This is a genomic window from Moraxella haemolytica (genome assembly GCF_030177935.1).
In the GTDB taxonomy this organism is placed as follows: domain Bacteria; phylum Pseudomonadota; class Gammaproteobacteria; order Pseudomonadales; family Moraxellaceae; genus Moraxella; species Moraxella haemolytica.
The window spans coordinates 448,331-469,939 of sequence record NZ_CP089974.1; the positions used below are offsets into that span (position 1 = coordinate 448,331).

Here is a 21,609-nt window from a genome sequence, read left to right on the forward strand (position 1 = left end):
AACCATTCCAATCACACTCCACTTCTTTTATAGAAGGTGATTGGATAAAGTAAAGAGAACTGAATCAAGCGTAAACATAGGTAAATCGTTACACATTACCCATAAGACCCCTTGGGGTTGTATGGTCAAGTAATGAAGTGCACATGGTGGATGCCTTGGCAGTCAGAGGCGATGAAAGACGTGATAGCCTGCGATAAGCGTCGGTGAGGTGGCAATATCCTGTGACCCGGCGATTTCTGAATGGGGAAACCCACTTATCATAAGATAGGTATTCTATTCTTTGGATAGAAGGCAAACCGGGAGAAGTGAAACATCTCAGTACCCCGAGGAAAAGACATCAATTGAGATTCCCCAAGTAGCGGCGAGCGAACGGGGAGGAGCCGATCAAATTTACAGTAGCAAAATGGCGTGGGAAAGCCAACCATAGTAGGTGATAGTCCTGTATGCGAAACTGTTTATGAGACATATTAAGTAGGGCGAGACACGTGAAATCTTGTCTGAAGATGGGGGGACCATCCTCCAAGGCTAAATACTCCTGACTGACCGATAGTGAACCAGTACCGTGAGGGAAAGGCGAAAAGAACCCCTGTTAGGGGAGTGAAATAGAACCTGAAACCGTGTGCATACAAGCAGTCGGAGCGGACTTGTTCCGTGACGGCGTACCTTTTGTATAATGGGTCAGCGACTTATATTCTGTAGCAAGGTTAACCGTTTAGGGGAGCCGTAGGGAAACCGAGTCTTAATAGGGCGTCTTAGTTGCAGGGTATAGACCCGAAACCGAGTGATCTATCCATGAGCAGGTTGAAAGTGCCGTAACAGGCACCGGAGGACCGAACCCACTGTCGTTGAAAAGCCAGGGGATGACTTGTGGATAGGGGTGAAAGGCTAATCAAACTCGGTGATAGCTGGTTCTCCCCGAAAGCTATTTAGGTAGCGCCTCGGACGAATACCATTGGGGGTAGAGCACTGTTTCGGCTAGGGGGTCACACCGACTTACCAAACCGATGCAAACTCCGAATACCGATGAGTACTATCCGGGAGACAGACGGCGGGTGCTAACGTCCGTCGTCAAGAGGGAAACAACCCAGACCGCCAGCTAAGGCCCCAAATTCCTAGTTAAGTGGGAAACGATGTGGGAAGGCACAGACAGCTAGGATGTTGGCTTAGAAGCAGCCATCATTTAAAGAAAGCGTAATAGCTCACTAGTCGAGTCGGCCTGCGCGGAAGATGTAACGGGGCTCAAACTAGGAGCCGAAGCTGCGGATTTAATTGTTTCAATTAAGTGGTAGGGGAGCGTTGTGTAAGCCTGTGAAGGTGTATCGTAAGGTATGCTGGAGGTATCACAAGAGCGAATGCTGACGTGAGTAACGACAATGCGAGTGAAAAGCTCGCACGCCGGAAGACCAAGGGTTCCAGTCCAACGTTAATCGGGGCTGGGTGAGTCGACCCCTAAGGCGAGGCCGAAAGGCGTAGTCGATGGGAAATTGGTTAATATTCCAATACTTGTTTATGATGCGATGGAGGGACGGAGAAGGTTATGTCAGCCTGGCGTTGGTTGTCCAGGTGGAAGGATGTAGGTAGGTTTAGTAGGCAAATCCGCTAGACTATTACTGAGATCTGATAGCAAGCCAGTTTACTGGCAAAGTGGCAAATACCATGCTTCCAGGAAAAGCTTCTAAGCGATAGTCATAAACAAATCGTACCCGAAACCGACACAGGTGGTCAGGTAGAGAATACCAAGGCGCTTGAGAGAACTCTGCTGAAGGAACTAGGCAAAATGGTACCGTAACTTCGGGAGAAGGTACGCTGCCGATGGTGATAAGACTTGCTCTTTGAGCTGTTGGCAGTCGCAGATACCAGGCTGCTGCAACTGTTTATTAAAAACACAGCACTCTGCAAACACGAAAGTGGACGTATAGGGTGTGATGCCTGCCCGGTGCTGGAAGGTTAATTGATGGGGTTAGCGTAAGCGAAGCTCTTGATCGAAGCCCCAGTAAACGGCGGCCGTAACTATAACGGTCCTAAGGTAGCGAAATTCCTTGTCGGGTAAGTTCCGACCTGCACGAATGGCATAATGATGGCAGCGCTGTCTCCAGCAGAGACTCAGTGAAATCGAAATCGCAGTGAAGATGCTGTGTACCCGCGGCTAGACGGAAAGACCCCGTGAACCTTTACTACAGCTTTACATTGAACTTTGACCTAACTTGTGTAGGATAGGTGGGAGGCTTTGAAGTGGTGACGCCAGTTGCCATGGAGCCAACCTTGAAATACCACCCTGGTTATGTTGGGGTTCTAACTTAGATATAACAGTATCGAGGACAATGTATGGTGGGTAGTTTGACTGGGGCGGTCTCCTCCTAAAGAGTAACGGAGGAGTACGAAGGTGCGCTCAGAACGGTCGGAAATCGTTCAAAGAGTATAAAGGCAAAAGCGCGCTTAACTGCGAGACCCACAAGTCGAGCAGGTACGAAAGTAGGTCTTAGTGATCCGGTGGTTCTGTATGGAAGGGCCATCGCTCAACGGATAAAAGGTACTCTGGGGATAACAGGCTGATACCGCCCAAGAGTTCATATCGACGGCGGTGTTTGGCACCTCGATGTCGGCTCATCTCATCCTGGGGCTGAAGCAGGTCCCAAGGGTATGGCTGTTCGCCATTTAAAGAGGTACGCGAGCTGGGTTTAGAACGTCGTGAGACAGTTCGGTCCCTATCTACCGTGGGCGTTGGAAATTTGAGAGGATCTGCTCCTAGTACGAGAGGACCAGAGTGGACGAACCTCTGGTGTTCCGGTTGTTTCGCCAGAAGCATTGCCGGGTAGCTACGTTCGGATGGGATAACCGCTGAAAGCATCTAAGCGGGAAGCCCACCTCAAGATAAGATTTCCCTAAAGAGCCGTTGTAGACTACGACGTTGATAGGTTGGGTGTGGAAGCATGGTGACATGTGTAGCTAACCAATACTAATTGCTCGTTTGGCTTGACCATACAACACCCAAGTGGTTTAAAACCATTTCATGTGTTGTATAAGTAAGTGTAAAGATTTTACCTAACAAGCTTGAATCAATCTTGAATAAAAATAAAAAAACAGACTCATACAGCGTTGTTAATCCTTTTACGCTGACGACAATAGCAAGATGGAACCACCTGATCCCTTCCCGAACTCAGAAGTGAAATGTCTTAGCGCCGATGGTAGTGTGGTTCGCCCATGTGAGAGTAGGTCATCGTCAGCACCTTATTTCAAACCCCTCACATTGGAAAATGTGGGGGGTTTATGTTTGGGGTTGGGTTTCATGATTGAAAAGCATCAAGAAGGATTTGGGTTGTTTGAGATGATGATTGTGCTATTCATCATTTCCATCTTATTATTTTTTGCCTATCCTTATTATGAAGTATTGGCGCAAAGATTTGAATCCAATGCGGTGCGTCGCTATATTTATGAGTCTATTCGTGTGGCAAAAATAGAAAGCTATGTACAAGACAAGGATGTGATTATTTGTGCGATGAATACATCAGATCAGTGCAGTAAGGTGGCTCAACAGAGGCTTGTGGTATTTTTGGATAACAATCATAACAACCAGTTTGACATAAAAGACGATATTGTTAGCAGCCAACCATTAATTTTAAAATATGGTATAATCGATATGCGTGCTTCGCTAGGTCGAGATTACATGAAGTTCATGGGTGATACAGGTAAACCCCGTGGTAATTTTGGACATATTAAATATTGTAATATTGCTGATAATAAGCAGAACAGCTTTCAAGTAGTGATTAATGCTCACGGCGTGGTTTCTTTAAAACAAGGCGACATGATTGAGATTGGTTGTTAGGTGGTGGTTAGATGGCGGTGGATTTTTCTCAGACTTTGATTGTGGCAATTTCAGCATCGGCATTATTTGATTTATCTGCCATTGAGGATAAATTGCTTACATTAACCCAACAGAATGCAAAAACTGCCGCTAAGCGTTTTCGTGAGTATATGCAATCTCAGGAAAGTGAGCCGTTGCAACATGGTGCAGGCTACCCACTTATTCGTGCCTTATTAAATCTCAATAAGTATCAACAATCAAAGGATTATCATGATGAATCGCCTTTTGTAGAGGTTGTGATTGTTTCTAAGTCCACGCCTGATATGGGTATACAAGTGTTAAATGCAATTCGTACGCACGGTTTGGGTATTACTCGTTCTGCCTTTATATCAGGAGCATCGGTGGCAGATTATATCAAAGACTTTGATGTGGATTTATTTTTAACGACCAATCAAGAGGATGCTCAAAAGGTAGCTGATGCTAAAATTTGTGCTTGTGCGATTTTAGATGCAACCCCTATTGATATCTCTGAGTTAGATACTGAGCAAGTGCGTATCGCTTTTGATGGTGATGCGGTGTTGTTTGATGAAGCTGGTGAGTTGGTATTTCAACAACAAGGTCTGCAAGCATTCCATCATCATGAAGATGAGTTAATGGATTTGCCCATGCAAAAAGGCCCTTATGCGGATTTTTTGATTAAGCTGTCTAAATTGCAAAATAAATTGCCCAATGAGACTGAAGATGCGGTGCACAACCCAATTCGTATTGCTTTGGTTACCGCTAGAAATGCCCCTGCGGATATGAGAGCGATTAAAACTTTGCGTGAATGGGGCGTAAGTGTTGATGTGGCATTCTTTTTGGGTGGGCTTGGTAAAACTAGGGTACTAAAAACTTTTGCTCCGCATATTTTTTTTGATGATTCCATCAGGCATATTAATGCAGCACGGAGTGTGGTACCATCTGCCTTAGTGCCATATCACTCTACTTCTCCACTTAATGAATTGACTAAATCTTTAGACAGCCAAGTTTTTCAACCGGTTAATCCATGTGCGCAGAAAAAATCATAAAGAACAACACGGTTAAAACTTCGTTGTTGTCATTTTATTATTGTTACCAAGATGAAGTAGCCTAAAAAATGACCATTGAATTGATTGATACCCATACACATTTTGATATGTCTGATTATGATATGACGCGAGATATGCTCACCAAAAGAGCCTACGATGTTGGTGTGCGTCATTTGTTGCTTATTGGTCTTACGGCAAAAAACTTTGAACGGATGCTTAAAGTGCATAAGTTGGTATCTAATCAGCAGTTGGTTCAAGCTCATTTGGCATTTGGACTACATCCTTTATACATCTTTGAACATTGTGATGAAGATTTATCAATGCTTGATGCGTACTTATCTGCTCATCAAAATATTGCTATTTCGGAAATTGGGTTGGATACTTTTGATAAGTCGTTGGCGATACCTGAGATATTTGCCAAACAAGAGCGGTTTTTTATTGAACAAATTAAGCTTGCGCAAAGTCATGACCTGCCCATCATTTTACACATTCGTAAGGCACATGGGCGAGCATTGCAGATTCTAAAAGCACAAAAATATTCTGCTAAGGCACTAGGTGGTATTGCTCATAGCTTTAGTGGTGGTGAGCAAGAAGCACTTGCTTTTGTAAAAATGGGATTTAAATTGGGTATTACAGGGCAAATCACCAATCCCAATGCGAAAAAATTACGCCGAGTGGTCATGATGTTATTTCGCCAATTTGGAACATCGCCTTTTGTGATTGAGACTGATTGCCCCGATATGATGCCAGTGCCTTGCCAACACCAAGGATTTTTGAATGAACCTGCCAATTTGACCTATGTGCTTGACGAGTTGGCAGTCCTATTTAAGATGGATAAAGAAGTACTGGCAAGGCAACTGTGGCAAAATACGAACGAAGCTTTGCGTCAAAATTGGATTTATAAATCATGAATGATGAGATGTTGAGTGCTCGCGGATTTACTGGCACTCGTACGCTGTATGGTCAAAATTTTGAGAAATTCTGTCAGGCTCATGTCTATGTGATTGGTGTGGGTGGTGTAGGTTCTTGGGCGGCCGAAGGTCTTGCTCGAACGGGCGTTGGTGAGATTACTTTGGTGGATTTGGATGTGCTTGTTGAGAGCAATATCAATAGACAATTACCCGCCTTAGCTTCGACGCTTGGTGAGTCAAAGATAGAGGCGATGGCATACCGACTAAAACAAATCAATCCTAACCTTGTGCTAAACTTGGTTGATGATTTTGTTACGCCTGACAACATTAAGACCATACTGCCTACCAAAGAGATGGTGCAAGATGCCTTAGCGATGGGTCGCCGTATTGTGGTGCTTGATTGCGTTGATGACATGAGTGCCAAACTTGCCATCGCCTTGCACTGCCGATTTAATAAAATAAGATTGGTTGTCTCAGGTGGTGCAGGCGGTAAAATTGACCCAACTCAGATTCAGGTTGCCGACCTAAAAGATGTGAGTCAAGACCCACTACTTGCTAAGCTGCGAGTTCGCCTTAAAGAGAAAAATATCAGTCAAAATAAAAAGGGTAAATTTGGCATCAAGTGTGTTTATTCTGCTGAGCAGTTAAAATTGGCGACAGTGTGTGAAAGTGGTCTAAACTGTGGTGGTTATGGCTCAGCGGTGGCGGTAACAAGCGTGGTGGGTATGGTGATGGTATCTGAGTGTCTATCGATGATTGCTAAATAAATAAGGCTTTGGCTTGAATATGGTAATAAAAAATCCCCAAAATTGGGGATTTTTTATTAGGATTATACACGAGAGAGGTATTCACCTGTACGAGTATCAACCTTGACAATCTCTTCTTGCTGTACAAATAGTGGTACACGAACGACAGCACCTGTTTCTAGGCGTGCAGGCTTACCACCACCGCCAGAAGTATCGCCACGAAGACCAGGGTCTGTCTCAACGATTTGTAGTTCAACGAAGTTTGGTGGGGTAACACTCAATGGTGTGCCGTTAAAAAGGGTGATGGTGCAAAGTGCGTTTGAGTTTTCTTTTAGCCATTGTGCTGCATCGCCCATGGCGTTTTTATCAGCAGACATTTGCTCAAAGGTTTCTGGGTGCATGAAATGCCAAAACTCGCCATCATTGTACAGATAGTTCATTTCGGTATCAAGCACATCCGCACCTTCTAGGTTATCGCCAGATTTAAAGGTTTGTTCTAGAACTTTACCAGTTTTTAGATTGCGAAGTTTTACACGGTTAAAGGCTTGACCTTTACCTGGTTTTACATATTCGTTTTCGATGATGGAGCAGGGGTTGCCATCAAGCATAACTTTTAGACCTGCTTTAAAATCATTGGTAGAATAACTTGCCATGATGATTACCTTTTTTAAAAAAGAAAAACTTGTTAAAAAACAAACTGGGGCGAAAGTGCGGTATAATAAAACGCCCGAAAATGTCGCTAAACAGCACATTATATATAGTTTTATTGAATGTTGTCAAAAGATAATGAACGATTTTATGAAAAATTCCGCCATACCAGTGGTTGATGAATTAAAAAGTACTACTTGGCAAGAGGAGCTTGGTCAAGCGGTCAGTAGCGTCCATGAGCTGTATGAGATTTTGGGTCTTGATTGTGCTAAAATACACACCCCTAAGTCATTTGGGCTAAAAGTACCAAGAGCTTTTGTTCGTAAGATGAAGCAAGGTGATTTAAACGACCCTTTGCTCTTGCAAGTATTGCCAGATACGCAAGAGACAATAGCGATGGCAGGATACAGCAACGACCCTTTGCTTGAACATGAACATAATCCCATTAAGGGGTTGTTGCACAAATATAAAAGCCGTGTGTTGATTACGACCACAGGGGCGTGTGCGGTGCATTGTCGTTATTGCTTTCGCCAGCATTTTGATTATCAGGCGAATATGCCAACAGCTGCTCAAATGGGAGAAATTGGGAGTTATATTGCCGCTTGCGATGACATTGATGAAGTGATTTTTAGTGGTGGGGATCCATTAAGTCTAAGTCATCGCCGTTTGGCATTATGGTTTGAGATGATAAATGCTCTGCCCAATATCAAAACCATTCGCATTCATACTCGTCTGCCAGTAGTGTTGCCAAGCCGTGTTGATGATGCGTTACTAACCTTATTAAAAAATTCGCCTAAGAACATTGTCATGGTGTTGCACATCAATCATGCCAATGAAATAGATACGGTTTTGCAGGATAAATGTCAAGCCTTAAAACAAGCGGGTATTACGCTATTGAATCAAACTGTGCTATTAAAAAGTGTGAATGATGATGTAGATACGCTATGCAAACTGAGTCATGCGTTGTTTGGGGTAGGGGTGTTGCCGTATTATCTGCATGTACTGGATAAGGTGCAGGGGGCGGCTCATTTTGATGTGCCTATTGCTCAAGCGGTGGAGATTTATTGGCAGATGCTTGAGCGATTGTCAGGATATTTGGTGCCAAAGCTAGTTCAGGAACTGCCTAACAAGCCCTATAAGACCCCTGTTAATCTGTATCGTGAATAAAAAGTAAAAAAGTGCTTGCAAAATTTTCAAAAATTGATAAAATAATCAACACTTTTTAGGCGTATAGCTCAGTTGGTTAGAGCACCACCTTGACATGGTGGGGGTCGATGGTTCGAGTCCGTTTACGCCTACCATATTTAAACCCCTGTAACCGTAATGGTTGCAGGGGTTCTTGCTTTATATTTATTGTAAGTGGTGATTCTTTTATTAAGTAAACTAAATGTAGTCAAGCAATTAAAGATGAAATTTTGCGGATTTGATTTGTCAGTGGATGACAAAGTTGTGATGAAGTGATAAACTATTTGTTAAATATTTTGTAACATTTGGAATAGCCATGATTTATGAACGCACCATCGCTCAAGAGATTACAGCGACTGGCATCGGACTTCATAGTGGAAAGCAGGTGGTGCTGACCTTATCGCCTGCCGAAGCTGGTGCGGGTATTGTCTTTGAACGCATGGATTTGAATAATGCACATATTCCGATGAGTGCCAGTTTGGTACAAGACACCATGATGTCGTCCAATCTGGTTTGTGGCGAGGCTCGTGTCGGTACGATTGAGCATTTGCTATCGGCAGTGGCGGCGTGCGGTCTTGACAATCTTGTCATCAAGGTTGATGCTCCCGAAATGCCTATCATGGATGGCTCTGCAGCACCGTTTTTGCATCTGATTCATCAGGCCGGCATTCAAGAGCAAGACGCCCCCAAGCAGTTCTTAAAGATTGTAAAGTCCGTGCGTGTTACTGATGGTGATAAATGGGCACAGTTTGAGCCTTATGATAAGGGGTTTTTGATGGATTTTGAGATTGATTTTGATCATAAAGCCATCAAAGCTACCAACCAAAAAATTAGTCTAGACTTTAATACTGCCAATTTTGCCCAAGAAATCGGCAGGGCACGTACTTTTGGATTTTTAAAGGATTTGGAGTACCTAAGAGCCAGAAATCTAGCCCTAGGCGGTAGTTTGGATAATGCAGTGGTGCTTGATGACACTTCGATTTTAAATAAAGAAGGTCTCCGTTATCCTGACGAATTTGTCCGTCACAAGATGCTTGATGCAGTGGGTGATTTATTTGTTATCGGGTATCCGATTTTGGCACATTTTTCTGCTTATAAATCAGGCCATGCGGTGAATAATATGCTAATTCGTGCCGTGCTTGCTGACCCAAGTTGCTATGAAATTGTAAGTTTTTGTAACAAAGAAAACGCACCCATTGAATATTTAGAGCCTGTTTTTTCTATCAAAAATTAAGTCAAATTTGCTAAATAACCAATAATAAGTAAGTTTTGTGCAATTAAATAGTAAGATTGGATGGGTTTTGCCAACTGCATTATCAAGCTGGTTATTACAATCAAGGAAAAACCGCCAAATTGTAGCATCAGGCGGTTTTTCTTTTGATAAGCCTTTGTGATTCTAGGCTTTAACAATGGCGGGCCATCAGTTATCGTAGAATACGAATCATTGATTGATGTTGGCATGATGGTCTGATTTTGGTTTTTTTGATTACATAACTTTACAAAACTAGGCAATATTTACCCATCTATTCACAAAACTATGACAATAAACAGTCGTTCACTGATTAGTCATTACTCAGACGCAATAGTGCTTGCTTTAACCCTTCATGGGTGATGACAGTCGTTGCGGTTTGGTTTATAATACGCTTCGTGTTTTCGCTTAAGGTTTTTTTGGAACTGAATTGGCGAGAGTCTGATGATTGAGTTTTTGGCGTTACTATGACGCTAAGCTCTTCTAAAAAACAAAACCGTTTATCATATGTACGCAAAGCTTGAACACAACTATCGGTAAGATAGCGCATATGATTGGCAGCGGTTGTTGAAGGTAGAGCTATTGTAAGGCGATGCTTGTCGACATGAGCAATGATGCAGTCGTTAAGTAGCTCACTTGGAAACAGTGCTTGTAAAGCATTTTTTACCAAAATACCATAAGAGTGCCGTTGTTCTATCTGCTCTGCAAGGTGTTTGGGAATGCTTGCACCAGCGGCGGCTTGTTTTTCAAGCGTGCTTGCTAAGTGGTTTGGGGTGTTATTTTTGACCAACAAATCATCAATATGCTTTGGTTTTGTTAAATCGGACATACTCTTACCTATTATAATGCCAAAAAACCATGGACATGGTGTCCAACAGAGCAAGTGTATCATGCCTTACGAGTAGATTACCAACAAAATTGTATGGCTTTTTAAAAGACTGTTAAGCTGTGTTGTTTTTTGTTGTATGTGTATTGTGTTAGGTAATCTTGGTGCATTCGGATGTGTATCGCTGTTCACAAGCTTTTAATCAAAACCCAATTAAGGCCGACCAAACAAAGGGGCTAAGCCAAGTATGTTTTGGGCGTGCAAGGACTATATCTATGAAAAGAGTATTTTGGTTGATGTCAGCAGTTGGGCTGACTTTTGGACAATCTAGTATTGCCCAGTCAAATAGCATCCAAGTAGATCAAGTGGGCTATACGAATGTTGATGTGGTAAATATTGATGATACCATCAACCAGTTGATTGCTAGACAGTCAGCGACACCAACATCATACACCAACCAATCTTCAAACGCATCAAATCTTAGTGGTAATTACCAGTCTTTAGCCAAACCTGCTCCGCTCACTGCAAATAGTGCACCAAGTATTGCTGCTAAGGCTGCTTCAAGAGTGGCACACGGTAAGAGTATGGGTCGCTGTGCTTTGTATGTTAGAAAGGCCTTGCAATCAGCAGGTTATGAGTTTACTCCAAACCCATCAGCGTATCAGTATGCAAATGGCACATTGGCAAGTGCAGGATTTACCAAAATCAGCAATGATAATTATCAACCGCAGATTGGTGATGTGGTTGTATTTAACCGCACTGCTCGTAACCCACACGGTCATATTCAGATTTATGATGGCAATCAATGGGTTTCTGACTATCGCCAACCAAAATTCAGCCCATATAGTGCACATAATGGCTATACCGTGTGGCGTGATATGCGTCATGCGGATGCATCGGCAGACACAGGCATTATGTTGGCTTTAAATGAACAATAAACGATGAACTGATATAGAACCGACCAATAAGGTCGGTTTTTTTGGCACTCAAAGAGATTTGTTTGCACAGGGTGTCTGATGGGGGTGGAGTTTTGAGTTAGTCTTGAACTAGAGTTTGCCAAAATGCCTTGTTGTGAAAGTCGGGTGGGCTTGCATGGCAAGAAGCATAAAAAATGGGTGTGCCATTATGATATAAGATGGCGGTAGGATTGATGTTGTTGATGTTCATCTGCTTGATGCCATCGAGTGTAACGCCTAAGTGATAGACATTAATTGTGATTTGATTTTGATAAATATGTTCGTTTTTATTGACTGTTACAGAGCCATCTGCTCGCATGGGCGGTAGCGTGCTTGGTGAGCGATAATCATCAAAGCGATACAGATTAAATGCACCATTTGGCGAAAAATTCAGCTCAAAATAAGATTTGCCATCACCGCCTTGCAAATCAAAAAAGCATTCTAGGCAATGCTCTTCCCATAAAAAATCTTGGCGTTCTAGTTTGTCAGTAGGGTGGTAGGATACATTTAACCAGTCGCATTGCTCAATATAATAGCTTAATTGTAGGGTGTCTTTTTGGGTGCTGACGATGACTTGTATTTTTGGGGCGTCATCTGTAGTGGGTGTGAGTATAAAGCGTTTTGTCGTGGATGGCATAGCCAACCGATGAAAAAACAGGTGATGTGAATGTATGGTCATGATTTTTCTAAATGACTAAGATAGAATTGCTTAAATAAAAAGTCGCTTATACAAACGACTTTTCGATGATTAGTATCCAAATCTTGCTAAGTTAGACAGCTTAGGATTGGGTTCTGGGTTTTTGCGAAGTAACAGTACCATGCGTCCAATGTGATGAATGACTTCACTCTCGGTTGCTTCTGCCAGTGTATTGGCACACTCTTTTCTTGCGTCAGAAGAGCCTGCAGGAATTTTGATTTTGATGAGTTCGTGGTCATGCAAGGCACGCCCAACTTCTTCAATAACAGCAGGGCTAAGACCATCGCTACCAACGATGACAACAGGATTTAGGCGATGACCGATGCCACGCAACTCTTTTAGGTCTTGTTTTTGTGCTTTTTTGTTGCTCATAAATATTTCCAAAGTGAAAAATTTGCGAATTTTATGAACATTATAGCAGAAATTATCCCAAATTATCTGAGAAAATGGTAAACTAGAGCGTTATTGAATTTATTTAGTAAAATTTATCATAGACATGACGGTGATTGTTGAACGCTACCGTCGTTGTTACGGATTATTAAGGCATCATGGCAACTCGCATCACCAATAAGAAATTTTCAAAATCTAGTCGTGCTTGGATGAAAGAGCATATTGATGATTTTTATGTGCAAAAAGCCCAAAAAGATGGCTATCGTGCTAGAGCGGCTTATAAATTGCTTGAGATTAACGAAAAGACAGGTCTTATTAAAAAAGGCATGACGGTGGTGGACTTGGGTTCTGCCCCTGGCTCGTGGTCGCAAGTAGCAGGTCAGCTTGTGGGTGATGAGGGTGTGCTGATTGCTTCTGATATTTTACCGATGGATACTTTGGAGAATGTTACCTTTATTCAAGGTGATTTTCGTGAACAGGAAGTTTTTGATAAAATCATGGCTGAGGTTGATGGGCGAAGCGTCAATGTGGTACTCTCTGATATGGCACCAAACACTTCAGGTATGTCGGCAGTGGACATGCCACGCATGATGTATCTGTGTGAGCTGGCGGTGGATTTTGCTTTAAAGGTGCTACCAGAAGGCGGTGCACTTATCATGAAAGTTTTTCAGGGTGAAGGTTCGCCTGAGCTTCGTGCCCAAATGCAAAAAAAGTTCAGTAAAATTAAAAGTATTAAGCCTGCTGCTAGCCGACCACGATCAAAAGAAATGTTCTGGGTGGCGATTAAATAGATAATCTGGCTTGAATTTTTAAAGACAATCCGCATATTAACTAAAACTGCACATGGTGCAAAACAGGGCAAGCCCCTAAAAATCAGCGAATAACGCTAAGTAATATAGGAAAATTAGTGAGCGACATGGTAAAAAGCACTTTATTGTGGCTGGTTATTATTGGCGTGGTGGTTGCGATTTTTAGCAATCTAGACCGTACCAATGCCGATGCTGACCAGTTGAATTATTCATCATTTGTAACGGCCGTTGCCAAAGGCGAAATCAAGGAAGTGAAGATTGATGGCGAAGAGATTACGGGCACCAAAGTTAATGGCTCGGAATTTGAGACAGTGCGTCCCCCCATCAGTGATGATGAGTTAATGCCACTGTTGCGTGAGCATAATGTGGAGGTGCAAGGAACTTTGCCCGAGCGTCAAGGTCTAGGCTCTCAGCTATTGATTGCCGCCTTTCCCATTCTCTTGATTATTGGTTTGCTGTGGCTATTTATGCGTGGCATGGGTGGTGGTAGTGCAGGCGGCGGCATGGGTGGGCGAAACCCTATGAGCTTTGGTAAATCTAAGGCTAAAATGCTGTCTGAAGATCAAATTAAAGTTACCTTTGCCGATGTGGCAGGCTGTGAAGAATCCAAACAAGAAGTTGTGGAGATTGTTGACTTTTTAAGAGACCCTGACAAATTCACCAAGCTTGGTGCAACCATTCCACGAGGCGTACTGATGGTAGGTCCGCCTGGTACAGGTAAAACCTTGCTTGCCAAAGCCATCGCAGGCGAAGCAAAAGTGCCGTTTTTTTCAATCTCGGGTTCTGACTTCGTGGAGATGTTCGTTGGTGTGGGTGCTAGCCGTGTGCGTGATATGTTTGAGCAAGCCAAGAAAAATGCCCCTTGTATCATCTTTATTGATGAGATTGATGCAGTTGGTCGTCATCGTGGCTCTGGCATGGGTGGCGGTCACGATGAGCGTGAACAGACTCTTAACCAGTTGCTTGTTGAAATGGACGGTTTTGAGGGTAATGATGGTGTTATTGTTATTGCAGCGACTAACCGTGTTGATGTGTTGGATAAAGCCTTATTGCGACCAGGTCGTTTTGACCGCCAAGTATCTGTTGGGTTGCCTGACATTAAAGGTCGTGAGCAGATTTTAAATGTGCATCTAAAAAAATTACCACAGACCATTGGTGTCGATGTGAATGCACTTGCTCGTGGTACACCAGGATTTAGTGGAGCTCAGCTTGCCAACCTTGTTAACGAAGCTGCTTTATTTGCCGCTCGTCGCAATAAGTCGCATGTGGACATGAACGACTTTGAGGATGCCAAAGACAAGCTCTACATGGGACCAGAAAGAAAATCTATGGTGTTGCGTGAAGATGAACGCCGTGCCACAGCTTATCATGAAGCAGGTCATGCCTTGGTTGCTCAGCTGTTACCAGGTACTGACCCTGTGCATAAAGTTACTATCATGCCACGAGGCTGGGCATTGGGCGTAACATGGCAGTTGCCAGAACAAGATGCTGTTAGCAACTATAAAGATAAGATGCTAAACGAGCTTTCCATCTTGTTTGGAGGTCGTATCGCTGAAGAGATTTTTGTGAATCGCAAGTCTACAGGGGCGAGTAATGACTTTGAGCGTGCTACCAAAATGGCTCGTGCGATGGTTGCTAAATATGGCATGAGTGATAATCTGGGCATCATGGTCTATGAGGCCGAAGAGCATGGTGGTTATATCGGTGGTTCAACTCGCACCATCTCAGAGGCGACACAACAAAAAGTTGATGATGAGATTCGCCGTATCTTAGAAGAACAATATAATGTGGCATACAAACTCATTGATGATAATCATGACAAGATGCACGCCATGGTGGATGCACTCATGAAGTGGGAAACCATCGATCGTGAGCAGTTTTTGCAAATCATGAATGGCGAAGAACCTCGTGAACCAAAAGAATATCAGCATGAAGTGCTGGACATTACTGTGGGTGCACCAAAATCGCCATTTGATGAGCTACCGCCACCATTACCTACTGCTTAACCATGGCAATAAAAAACAGTGTCGTTATGACGCTGTTTTTTATTGCCTGTCAATCTGTTCTACCAATAATCTTTTTAAATTTAAACACTCGTTCACTAAAAATGCTTGCAATTTTACCAAAAGTCTTATAGCATGATTATTTTTATTTTCTAAAATCAATTGGTAAGAAGTATTATTATGGCAGGTTTTTTAAAAACTCAATTTAATCGTGGAAAAAAAATCACAGGCATGGGGCTGACACTTGTTGGTGGATACCGAGCTGCTAAGCGTATCGGTGCATTTGGCGAGGTGCCACCTAGAGATGTCCTGCCTAAGTACATTCAAACCTTTTGCAAAAAGATGGCAAATTCATTCGGTGTGCAGGTGGTGCAGGTTGAGCGTGTTCCGCAGATGCAAGGGCTATGGGTTTGCAATCATGTCTCATGGCTTGATATCCCTGTGGTAGGTAGTGTTGCTCCTGTGTTTTTCTTATCGAAGGCGGAGATTGGTGAGTGGTTTATTTTTGGTCGTCTCGCTAAGGCAGGCGGTACACTATTTATTAAGCGTGGGTCTGGGGATTCTGCCAGTGTGAGTGAACAGATTGCTGACTTTTTGCGTGGTGGTTCATCAGTGGTGTTCTTTCCTGAGGCAACAACCACAGATGGCAAACAAATCAAAAAAATTCATGGTAAGCTATTGGAGGCTAGCATACAGACAGGATTGCCCATCCGACCGATGGTTATTGCTTATGTGGATCAAGATGGCAAGTTGTCGGATGATGCTGCTTATTATGGTAAGCGTACGATGGCACAAAGCTTAAAGAGAGTTGCTGACAGTAGTGGTATTACTGCTTATGTATTACCACTAGATCCAATATTTCCAGAGAATAAAAAGAGAAATGAGCTAACTGCTGAGTTACAACAGGTGATGGAGATGGGATTGGCGGAATTACACAAAAGGGTATTAAAATCCAACTAAGGATGATAAACAACAAAAACAAATGATTGTTTTTGTTGTTTTTTTTGATGACTAGACCGCCTAAGAGTTCAGTGATGATTGATTAGACAAATTTTAGATTGCTTTCGCCTTTTGGCGTTACCTTAAAAATTTGCACCTTAAACAGCACCTCTTGCCCTGCTAATGGATGGTTAAAATCAACCTCAACCTCATCGTTGCCAACCTTGCTAATCACCCCAACAAGCGAGTTTTTGCCTTTATCATTAAACTCCATCATCATTCCGACTGCAGGATTCGGCTCAGATAAGGAAAACTTGGCTCGAGGGAAAGTTTGTACATTGTCGCTGTTCCACACGCCAAAGGCTTGTTCTGGTGGTAGGTGGGCGGTTCTGACATCGCCTGCTTTTAGATTGATGAGAACCTGCTCAAAGCCTAAAAGTAGACTCTCATCGCCAACAGTTAGGCTGACAGGCTCATGACGCCCAAAGGTTGAGTCAATCACTGTGCCATTGGGTAGGCTGACTTCAAAATGCAGACTGACGACACTGCCGTGGGTGATACGAATCTCTTCATTAGGTAGAATTGGGTTCATGGGTTACTTAGCCTATATTGATTAAATTTGCTTAGTTTATCATAGGCGTAATTGATAGTAAAATATTCAACGAGCGTTAGAAGGCTGTGCTAAATCAATTTTATAAGCATAATAAAAAAGGGCGAAAAACCACACCCTTTTTAATGCTGGCATCATAAAGGCACTAAAGTGTTTTGGGCTGCCGTTTTTTTTCTAAAAACAACATATCATAAACAACCAGTACCATGCCTATACAGATACCAATATCGGCAATATTAAAAATCGGATAATGCCAAATATCAGCATAATGGACATGAATAAAATCAATGACATAGCCATAAAGAAAACGGTCAACTACATTGCCAATTGCACCGCCTAGCACCAATGCCAAGCCGAGCGATAATACTTTAGCCATGCGTGGAACTTGCCGTATATAAACCGTGAGAAATACTGCTACTGCTAATCCCAAAACAGCAAAAAACCATTTTTGCCAGCCTGCTTGGTCAGCCAAAAAGCTAAATGCTGCACCATGATTATAGGCTAAAGTCCAATTTAGTAGAGGCGGTATGACATCTACTGTCTCATACAGTTCAAAACGACTATTAAAGTATATTTTAGTGATTTGATCAAGCATGAGTACAACAAGAGCGATGAGATAATATTTCATCGCGTTGTTATTGGATGGGGTGATATTAGGCATAATGACGCACTTCTCCATCACCTTCAATGTTGGTTATACAGCGACCACACAATTCAGGGTGTGCTTTGTGTGTGCCAACATCCGTACGAATGTGCCAACAGCGGGTGCATTTTTGCCCTTCGGCAGGCGTGATGGCGATATTCAACTCTGTCCCTTGAGAGATGGTGGCATCACTGGTAATAAAGACAAAGCGTGCCTCATCGCCTAGTTTTGCTAGGGCTTGATGGGTTTTTTCTTCGGCACTGATGGCAACCTTAGCTGTCAGGTTTGAGCTGATTAGCTTCTCGGTGCGAGCATCTTCGATGGCTTTATTAACCAAATCTTTAGTGGATAATATCGCTTGCCAGTCATCTTCTGTGATGTCGTGCATGGCGGGCGTTGGTAGCTCGTACCACAGCTGAGTAAAGACATATTTGTCATCATCTTTGTTGGTGCGAACCAGTTCCCACGCTTCTTGGGAGGTGAATGGTAAAATTGGTGCAATCCAGCGAATGAGTGCTTGTGCGATATGATAAAGTGCGGTTTGGGCCGAGCGTCTTGGCTGACCGTCTGCACGAGTGGTGTAGGTGCGGTCTTTGATGATATCCAGATAAAAACCACCCAAGCTTTGTGAACAGAACATGGAAATGGCTTGCACCACTTGGTGAAAATCCATGTCGTCATACGACTTGATGACGGTTTGTTGGGTTTGATTGGCAAGATGTAAGATGAATTTATCAACACTGACCAAATCGTCAGTCGCCACAGCATCGGTCGCCACATTAAAGTCGCTGGTGTTAGCCAATAAGAATCGCATGGTATTGCGAATACGGCGATAGTTATCTACCGCCCCTGCAAAGACTTTTTGTCCTGCACTCATTTCGTAGCGATAGTCGGCAGAGGCAATCCATAGGCGGAGCATATCCGCCCCTGTTTTATCGATTTCTTTTTGTGGTTCGATGATATTGCCCACGGATTTACTCATTTTATGGCCTTTTTCATCAACCACAAAACCATGTGTCAAGACCTGCTTAAACGGTGCTCGCCCATAAATGGCTTCAGAGGTTAACAAAGAAGTCTGGAACCAGCCACGATGTTGATCCGAACCTTCTAGGTACATATCAGCAGGGTTGGTTAAGCTGTCATCTTGACCAAGTACAGTAAAATGCGTTGTTCCAGAATCAAACCAAACATCTAGCGTGTCAGTAACTTTTTGATAGGTATCGGCATCATCACCTAAGAATTCACGAGCATCTGCGTCAAACCACGCTTCAATACCACCTTGTTCAATCACTTGGGCAACTTTTTCGATCAGCTCGCTAGTATTTGGGTGTAGCTTACCCGTATCCTTATGAATAAAAAAGGCAATCGGCACTCCCCAAGTGCGTTGGCGAGAGATACACCAATCAGGACGGCTCTCCACCATGGCCTCAATGCGGTTTTGCCCCCATGAAGGTGTCCAAACGACTTTCTTGATATCTTCTAGAGCTTTTTGACGCAGTCCGCCTTGCTCCATGCTGATAAACCACTGAGGTGTGGCACGAAAGATAATCGGTGTTTTGTGTCGCCAGCAGTGCGGATAGCTGTGGGTGATTTTTTTGTGGTTTAATAAATGCCCACTTTCTTCTAGACTTGCAATAATCTTTGGCTGCGCTTTATAGATATGCTCACCGACAAAAATTGTGGCTTCTGGCAAATAAACGCCATTCGCTCCGACTGGGTTTTCGGTCGGTAGGTCATTGGCACGCCCAACATTATAGTCGTCCATGCCGTGAGCAGGAGCGGTGTGTACCAGACCTGTACCACTATCAGCTGTTACATGTTCACCTGTGATAAACGGAACTTGGCGGTCACAGATGAGCGGATGTTGGGCTTTTAGGGCGGTTAGTTGTTCGCCTTTGATGCTAAATAAGGTAGTATAATTCTCAATCCCTATGGATTTGGCAAAATCATCTTTTAGACTATCTGCCACGATATAGATTTTATCGCCAGTTGTCAAAAACGCATACTCAAGCTCGCTGTGGACAGCAATCGCTTGGTTGGCAGGCAAAGTCCAAGGGGTTGTTGTCCAAATCACAGCCTGCAGCGTACCTGATAAATCGGCGGTTACTGCTAAGTTTTCACGACCTAAAACATCAAAAGCAACATAGATGGCGTCTGATTGTTTGTCTTGATATTCCACCTCGGCTTCAGCAAGGGCAGAGCCACAGTCCAAGCACCAATTGACAGGCTTTAAACCTCGCACAATATGCCCATTGTCATAAATTTTGCCCAAAGCACGCACAATGCCTGCTTCGGTGGCAAAATTCATCGTTAAATAGGGGTTGTCCCAATCCCCTAGCACGCCCAGTCGCTTAAAGTCTGCCATTTGTAGCTGGATTTGGCTGTTGGCATAGTCTCGGCAATGCTTGCGAAATTCGGTGGCATTAACTTGTTGACCGACTTTACCAACTTTGGCTTCTACTTTTTGTTCAATTGGCAAGCCATGACAGTCCCAGCCTGGCACATATACCGCATCAAAACCTGAGAGATTTTTGGATTTGGTGATGATGTCTTTTAACACTTTATTTACGGCATGACCTAAGTGGATTTGACCGTTGGCATAAGGGGGGCCATCATGTAAGATGTATTTTGGTAAGCCTTTTTTGGCGGTACGAACTTTTTTGTAAAGTTTGTCTGCTTCCCATTCGGCTAGCCATTTTGGCTCTCTTTTGGCAAGGTCGGCACGCATGGGAAATGGGGTGTCGGCAAGATTTAGGGTGTTCTTGTAGTCGGTGGCTGGATTGGTTGGCTGACTCATTTTATTGGCTCTAAAATCAAGAGAAATACTAATTATACCCCAAAAAACAGGCTTTATAAAGACAAACTTGCCCCAAATACTGCAATCGGTGTTTATGAATACAGTTTGGGATAAAGCGTGCCATAATGACCATCCAATCTCTCATCGCCAATTTGATAGATGTGAGCGATGGTGGTATTTTTAATGACTACCCAAGACAATATCAGCATGATAAAGCCTACTGTACCATAAAAATAAATCAACACATCGTGTCGTAACGCCCAAGTCGTCAATACCACCCCAACAGGAATGAACGCAATACAACACGCCAAAAAGACAAATTCAAAACTGGTGCGAACATGCTTTGGGGTAGCGGTACAGCGAATGTGCATACTGCTGATATTAAACATGACCACGCCAACACCCATCATCGCAAGTGCAATACAAAAGCCATAAAAATTATCCACCACAGACAGCACAATCCCAACCGCCACCAATAAGATGCTGAATGCGACAGTCCTTTGCTTGCCAAGTGATTGATTAACTATTTTTAACAAATAAGCACTGCCAACCATCATACCGATACCAAAAAACTTTCGGCAATGCCAATATAAAACGCAGGCAATTTGAATTGGTAGGCAATCTTATAGGGAACGATATAAGCAATGATTGGCGTGATGATAAAATTTGCCAATGATGATACCAAAACCATCAGTCTTTCGATGGGATTGTTAAGCAGGATGTTAAAAGTGTTTTTTGATGGGTGTTCTGGGCTTTGTTTTAATTTGATGTCTTTTATGCCATAAAATAAGAGACTGCTTATCAAGGAGAAAATCATACAAAATAAGATGATTGTCTGGGCGTTAAAATAATGAATGACAAACCCAGAGATGGCAGGGGATAAGATGGTATTGATGGCATTGACAAAGCCCCGCACCTTAAAAGCGTGCGATTTGTTATCATCAAGATACAAATCGTTGGTAAGGCTTGTCCCCAGCGGATTTAAAAGAATACTAATCATCAAACTGATGATAAAAATCATGCCAAAAATAAAATAATGCTGCACAAATGACAATGCTAAAAAAGACAGCAGGCAAATCAAACAAAAGCCAATTAGGGTCTTTTTGCTGTGAATGGTGAATGACGATTGATGGCATATACAAGAAAATAAGAGTAACGCCAATACCTGACACGCCCAAGAGATACCAATAAACACGCCCAAATGTTCAGACTGATGAAAGGTGGTGAGCATGAGCCAAACAAATAAAAGTCCGATCGTTCTGATGCTTGTATTGAGTAGAGTTTCTGTAAATTGATAGAGATAAAAATCTTTATGCTTCATCTTCTCTCCC

The 21,609-nt window shown here is 43.0% G+C and carries 20 protein-coding genes, 1 tRNA gene and 2 rRNA genes; 13 read left to right on the plus strand and 10 right to left on the minus strand.

Annotated elements, in window-relative coordinates; translation table 11 throughout:
- The first annotated feature begins 123 nt into the window (after positions 1-123).
- From LU276_RS02070 to LU276_RS02095, 6 genes are all read left to right on the plus strand, one after another.
- Positions 124-2,981: ribosomal RNA gene (locus LU276_RS02070) — 23S ribosomal RNA — on the plus strand.
- 131 nt (positions 2,982-3,112) lie between these two features.
- Positions 3,113-3,226: ribosomal RNA gene (gene rrf, locus LU276_RS02075) — 5S ribosomal RNA — on the plus strand.
- 60 nt (positions 3,227-3,286) lie between these two features.
- Positions 3,287-3,823 carry a pilus assembly FimT family protein gene (locus LU276_RS02080; RefSeq protein ID WP_284674029.1) on the plus strand — a complete coding sequence of 179 codons (537 nt, stop codon included), beginning with the start codon at positions 3,287-3,289 and terminating at the stop codon, positions 3,821-3,823.
- Between the two features lie 11 nt (positions 3,824-3,834).
- Positions 3,835-4,869: a 5'-nucleotidase gene (locus LU276_RS02085; RefSeq protein ID WP_284674030.1), complete on the plus strand. Its 1,035-nt coding sequence runs from the start codon at positions 3,835-3,837 to the stop codon at positions 4,867-4,869.
- A gap of 68 nt (positions 4,870-4,937) precedes the next feature.
- Entirely contained in the window at positions 4,938-5,780 is an 843-nt protein-coding gene (locus tag LU276_RS02090; protein WP_284674031.1) for a TatD family hydrolase, read from the plus strand.
- Positions 5,777-6,547: a tRNA threonylcarbamoyladenosine dehydratase gene (locus LU276_RS02095; RefSeq protein ID WP_284674032.1), complete on the plus strand. Its 771-nt coding sequence runs from the start codon at positions 5,777-5,779 to the stop codon at positions 6,545-6,547. Before LU276_RS02090 ends, LU276_RS02095 begins: the two co-directional genes overlap by 4 nt.
- 62 nt (positions 6,548-6,609) lie before the next feature.
- Here the strand turns inward: LU276_RS02095 and efp are convergent, their stop codons facing one another.
- Positions 6,610-7,179, minus strand: coding sequence for an elongation factor P (gene efp / locus LU276_RS02100; RefSeq protein WP_284674033.1), 570 nt, complete (start codon positions 7,177-7,179; stop codon positions 6,610-6,612).
- 145 nt (positions 7,180-7,324) lie between these two features.
- Between efp and epmB the strand changes: the two genes are divergently transcribed.
- The 3 genes from epmB (at position 7,325) to lpxC (ending at position 9,593) form a co-directional block, all read left to right on the plus strand.
- Positions 7,325-8,341 (plus strand): EF-P beta-lysylation protein EpmB, encoded by a 1,017-nt coding sequence (epmB, locus tag LU276_RS02105; RefSeq protein ID WP_284674034.1) that lies wholly within the window; start codon positions 7,325-7,327, stop codon positions 8,339-8,341.
- A gap of 57 nt (positions 8,342-8,398) precedes the next feature.
- Positions 8,399-8,475: transfer RNA gene (locus tag LU276_RS02110), tRNA-Val, on the plus strand.
- A 200-nt stretch (positions 8,476-8,675) separates the two neighbouring features.
- Positions 8,676-9,593 carry a UDP-3-O-acyl-N-acetylglucosamine deacetylase gene (gene lpxC, locus LU276_RS02115; RefSeq protein ID WP_284674035.1) on the plus strand — a complete coding sequence of 306 codons (918 nt, stop codon included), beginning with the start codon at positions 8,676-8,678 and terminating at the stop codon, positions 9,591-9,593.
- Here the strand turns inward: lpxC and LU276_RS02120 are convergent.
- Positions 9,590-9,820, minus strand: a complete 231-nt coding sequence (locus LU276_RS02120) for a hypothetical protein (protein ID WP_284674036.1) — start codon at positions 9,818-9,820, stop codon at positions 9,590-9,592. The genes lpxC and LU276_RS02120 overlap by 4 nt on opposite strands.
- 101 nt (positions 9,821-9,921) lie before the next feature.
- The gene (locus tag LU276_RS02125) at positions 9,922-10,437 is read right to left on the minus strand and encodes a hypothetical protein (protein WP_284674037.1); all 516 of its coding nucleotides are present in this window, start codon (positions 10,435-10,437) and stop codon (positions 9,922-9,924) included.
- 272 nt (positions 10,438-10,709) lie between these two features.
- Here LU276_RS02125 and LU276_RS02130 point away from each other — a divergent pair, with 272 nt between their 5' ends.
- The gene (locus tag LU276_RS02130; RefSeq protein WP_284674038.1) at positions 10,710-11,372 is read left to right on the plus strand and encodes a CHAP domain-containing protein; all 663 of its coding nucleotides are present in this window, start codon (positions 10,710-10,712) and stop codon (positions 11,370-11,372) included.
- A 97-nt stretch (positions 11,373-11,469) separates the two neighbouring features.
- Here the strand turns inward: LU276_RS02130 and LU276_RS02135 are convergent, their stop codons facing one another.
- Positions 11,470-12,069, minus strand: a complete 600-nt coding sequence (locus LU276_RS02135; protein ID WP_284674039.1) for a DOMON domain-containing protein — start codon at positions 12,067-12,069, stop codon at positions 11,470-11,472.
- A gap of 69 nt (positions 12,070-12,138) precedes the next feature.
- Complete coding sequence (locus tag LU276_RS02140; protein ID WP_284674040.1) at positions 12,139-12,459, minus strand: YhbY family RNA-binding protein; 321 nt, start codon at positions 12,457-12,459, stop codon at positions 12,139-12,141.
- Between the two features lie 176 nt (positions 12,460-12,635).
- On the opposite strand from LU276_RS02140, the gene LU276_RS02145 reads away from it, so the two are divergent.
- From LU276_RS02145 to LU276_RS02155, 3 genes are all read left to right on the plus strand, one after another.
- Positions 12,636-13,268 (plus strand): RlmE family RNA methyltransferase, encoded by a 633-nt coding sequence (locus tag LU276_RS02145; RefSeq protein ID WP_284674041.1) that lies wholly within the window; start codon positions 12,636-12,638, stop codon positions 13,266-13,268.
- A 125-nt stretch (positions 13,269-13,393) separates the two neighbouring features.
- A complete protein-coding gene (gene ftsH, locus LU276_RS02150) occupies positions 13,394-15,292 on the plus strand; it encodes an ATP-dependent zinc metalloprotease FtsH (RefSeq protein ID WP_284674553.1) in 1,899 nt (632 codons plus the stop codon).
- A 177-nt stretch (positions 15,293-15,469) separates the two neighbouring features.
- Positions 15,470-16,249 (plus strand): lysophospholipid acyltransferase family protein, encoded by a 780-nt coding sequence (locus LU276_RS02155; protein WP_284674042.1) that lies wholly within the window; start codon positions 15,470-15,472, stop codon positions 16,247-16,249.
- Positions 16,250-16,331: 82 nt separating this feature from the next.
- On the opposite strand, the gene LU276_RS02160 is transcribed toward LU276_RS02155, so the two are convergent.
- From LU276_RS02160 to LU276_RS02180, 5 genes are all read right to left on the minus strand, one after another.
- Positions 16,332-16,820 (minus strand): FKBP-type peptidyl-prolyl cis-trans isomerase, encoded by a 489-nt coding sequence (locus LU276_RS02160; protein WP_284674043.1) that lies wholly within the window; start codon positions 16,818-16,820, stop codon positions 16,332-16,334.
- Positions 16,821-16,983: 163 nt separating this feature from the next.
- Positions 16,984-17,499 carry a signal peptidase II gene (gene lspA / locus LU276_RS02165; RefSeq protein WP_335342687.1) on the minus strand — a complete coding sequence of 172 codons (516 nt, stop codon included), beginning with the start codon at positions 17,497-17,499 and terminating at the stop codon, positions 16,984-16,986.
- Positions 17,492-20,278 carry an isoleucine--tRNA ligase gene (gene ileS / locus LU276_RS02170; protein WP_284674045.1) on the minus strand — a complete coding sequence of 929 codons (2,787 nt, stop codon included), beginning with the start codon at positions 20,276-20,278 and terminating at the stop codon, positions 17,492-17,494. The genes lspA and ileS overlap by 8 nt, the downstream gene beginning before the upstream one ends.
- 92 nt (positions 20,279-20,370) lie before the next feature.
- Positions 20,371-20,835, minus strand: a complete 465-nt coding sequence (locus LU276_RS02175; RefSeq protein WP_284674046.1) for an MFS transporter — start codon at positions 20,833-20,835, stop codon at positions 20,371-20,373.
- Complete coding sequence (locus tag LU276_RS02180) at positions 20,832-21,599, minus strand: MFS transporter (RefSeq protein ID WP_284674047.1); 768 nt, start codon at positions 21,597-21,599, stop codon at positions 20,832-20,834. Before LU276_RS02180 ends, LU276_RS02175 begins: the two co-directional genes overlap by 4 nt.
- Positions 21,600-21,609: the final 10 nt, after the last annotated feature.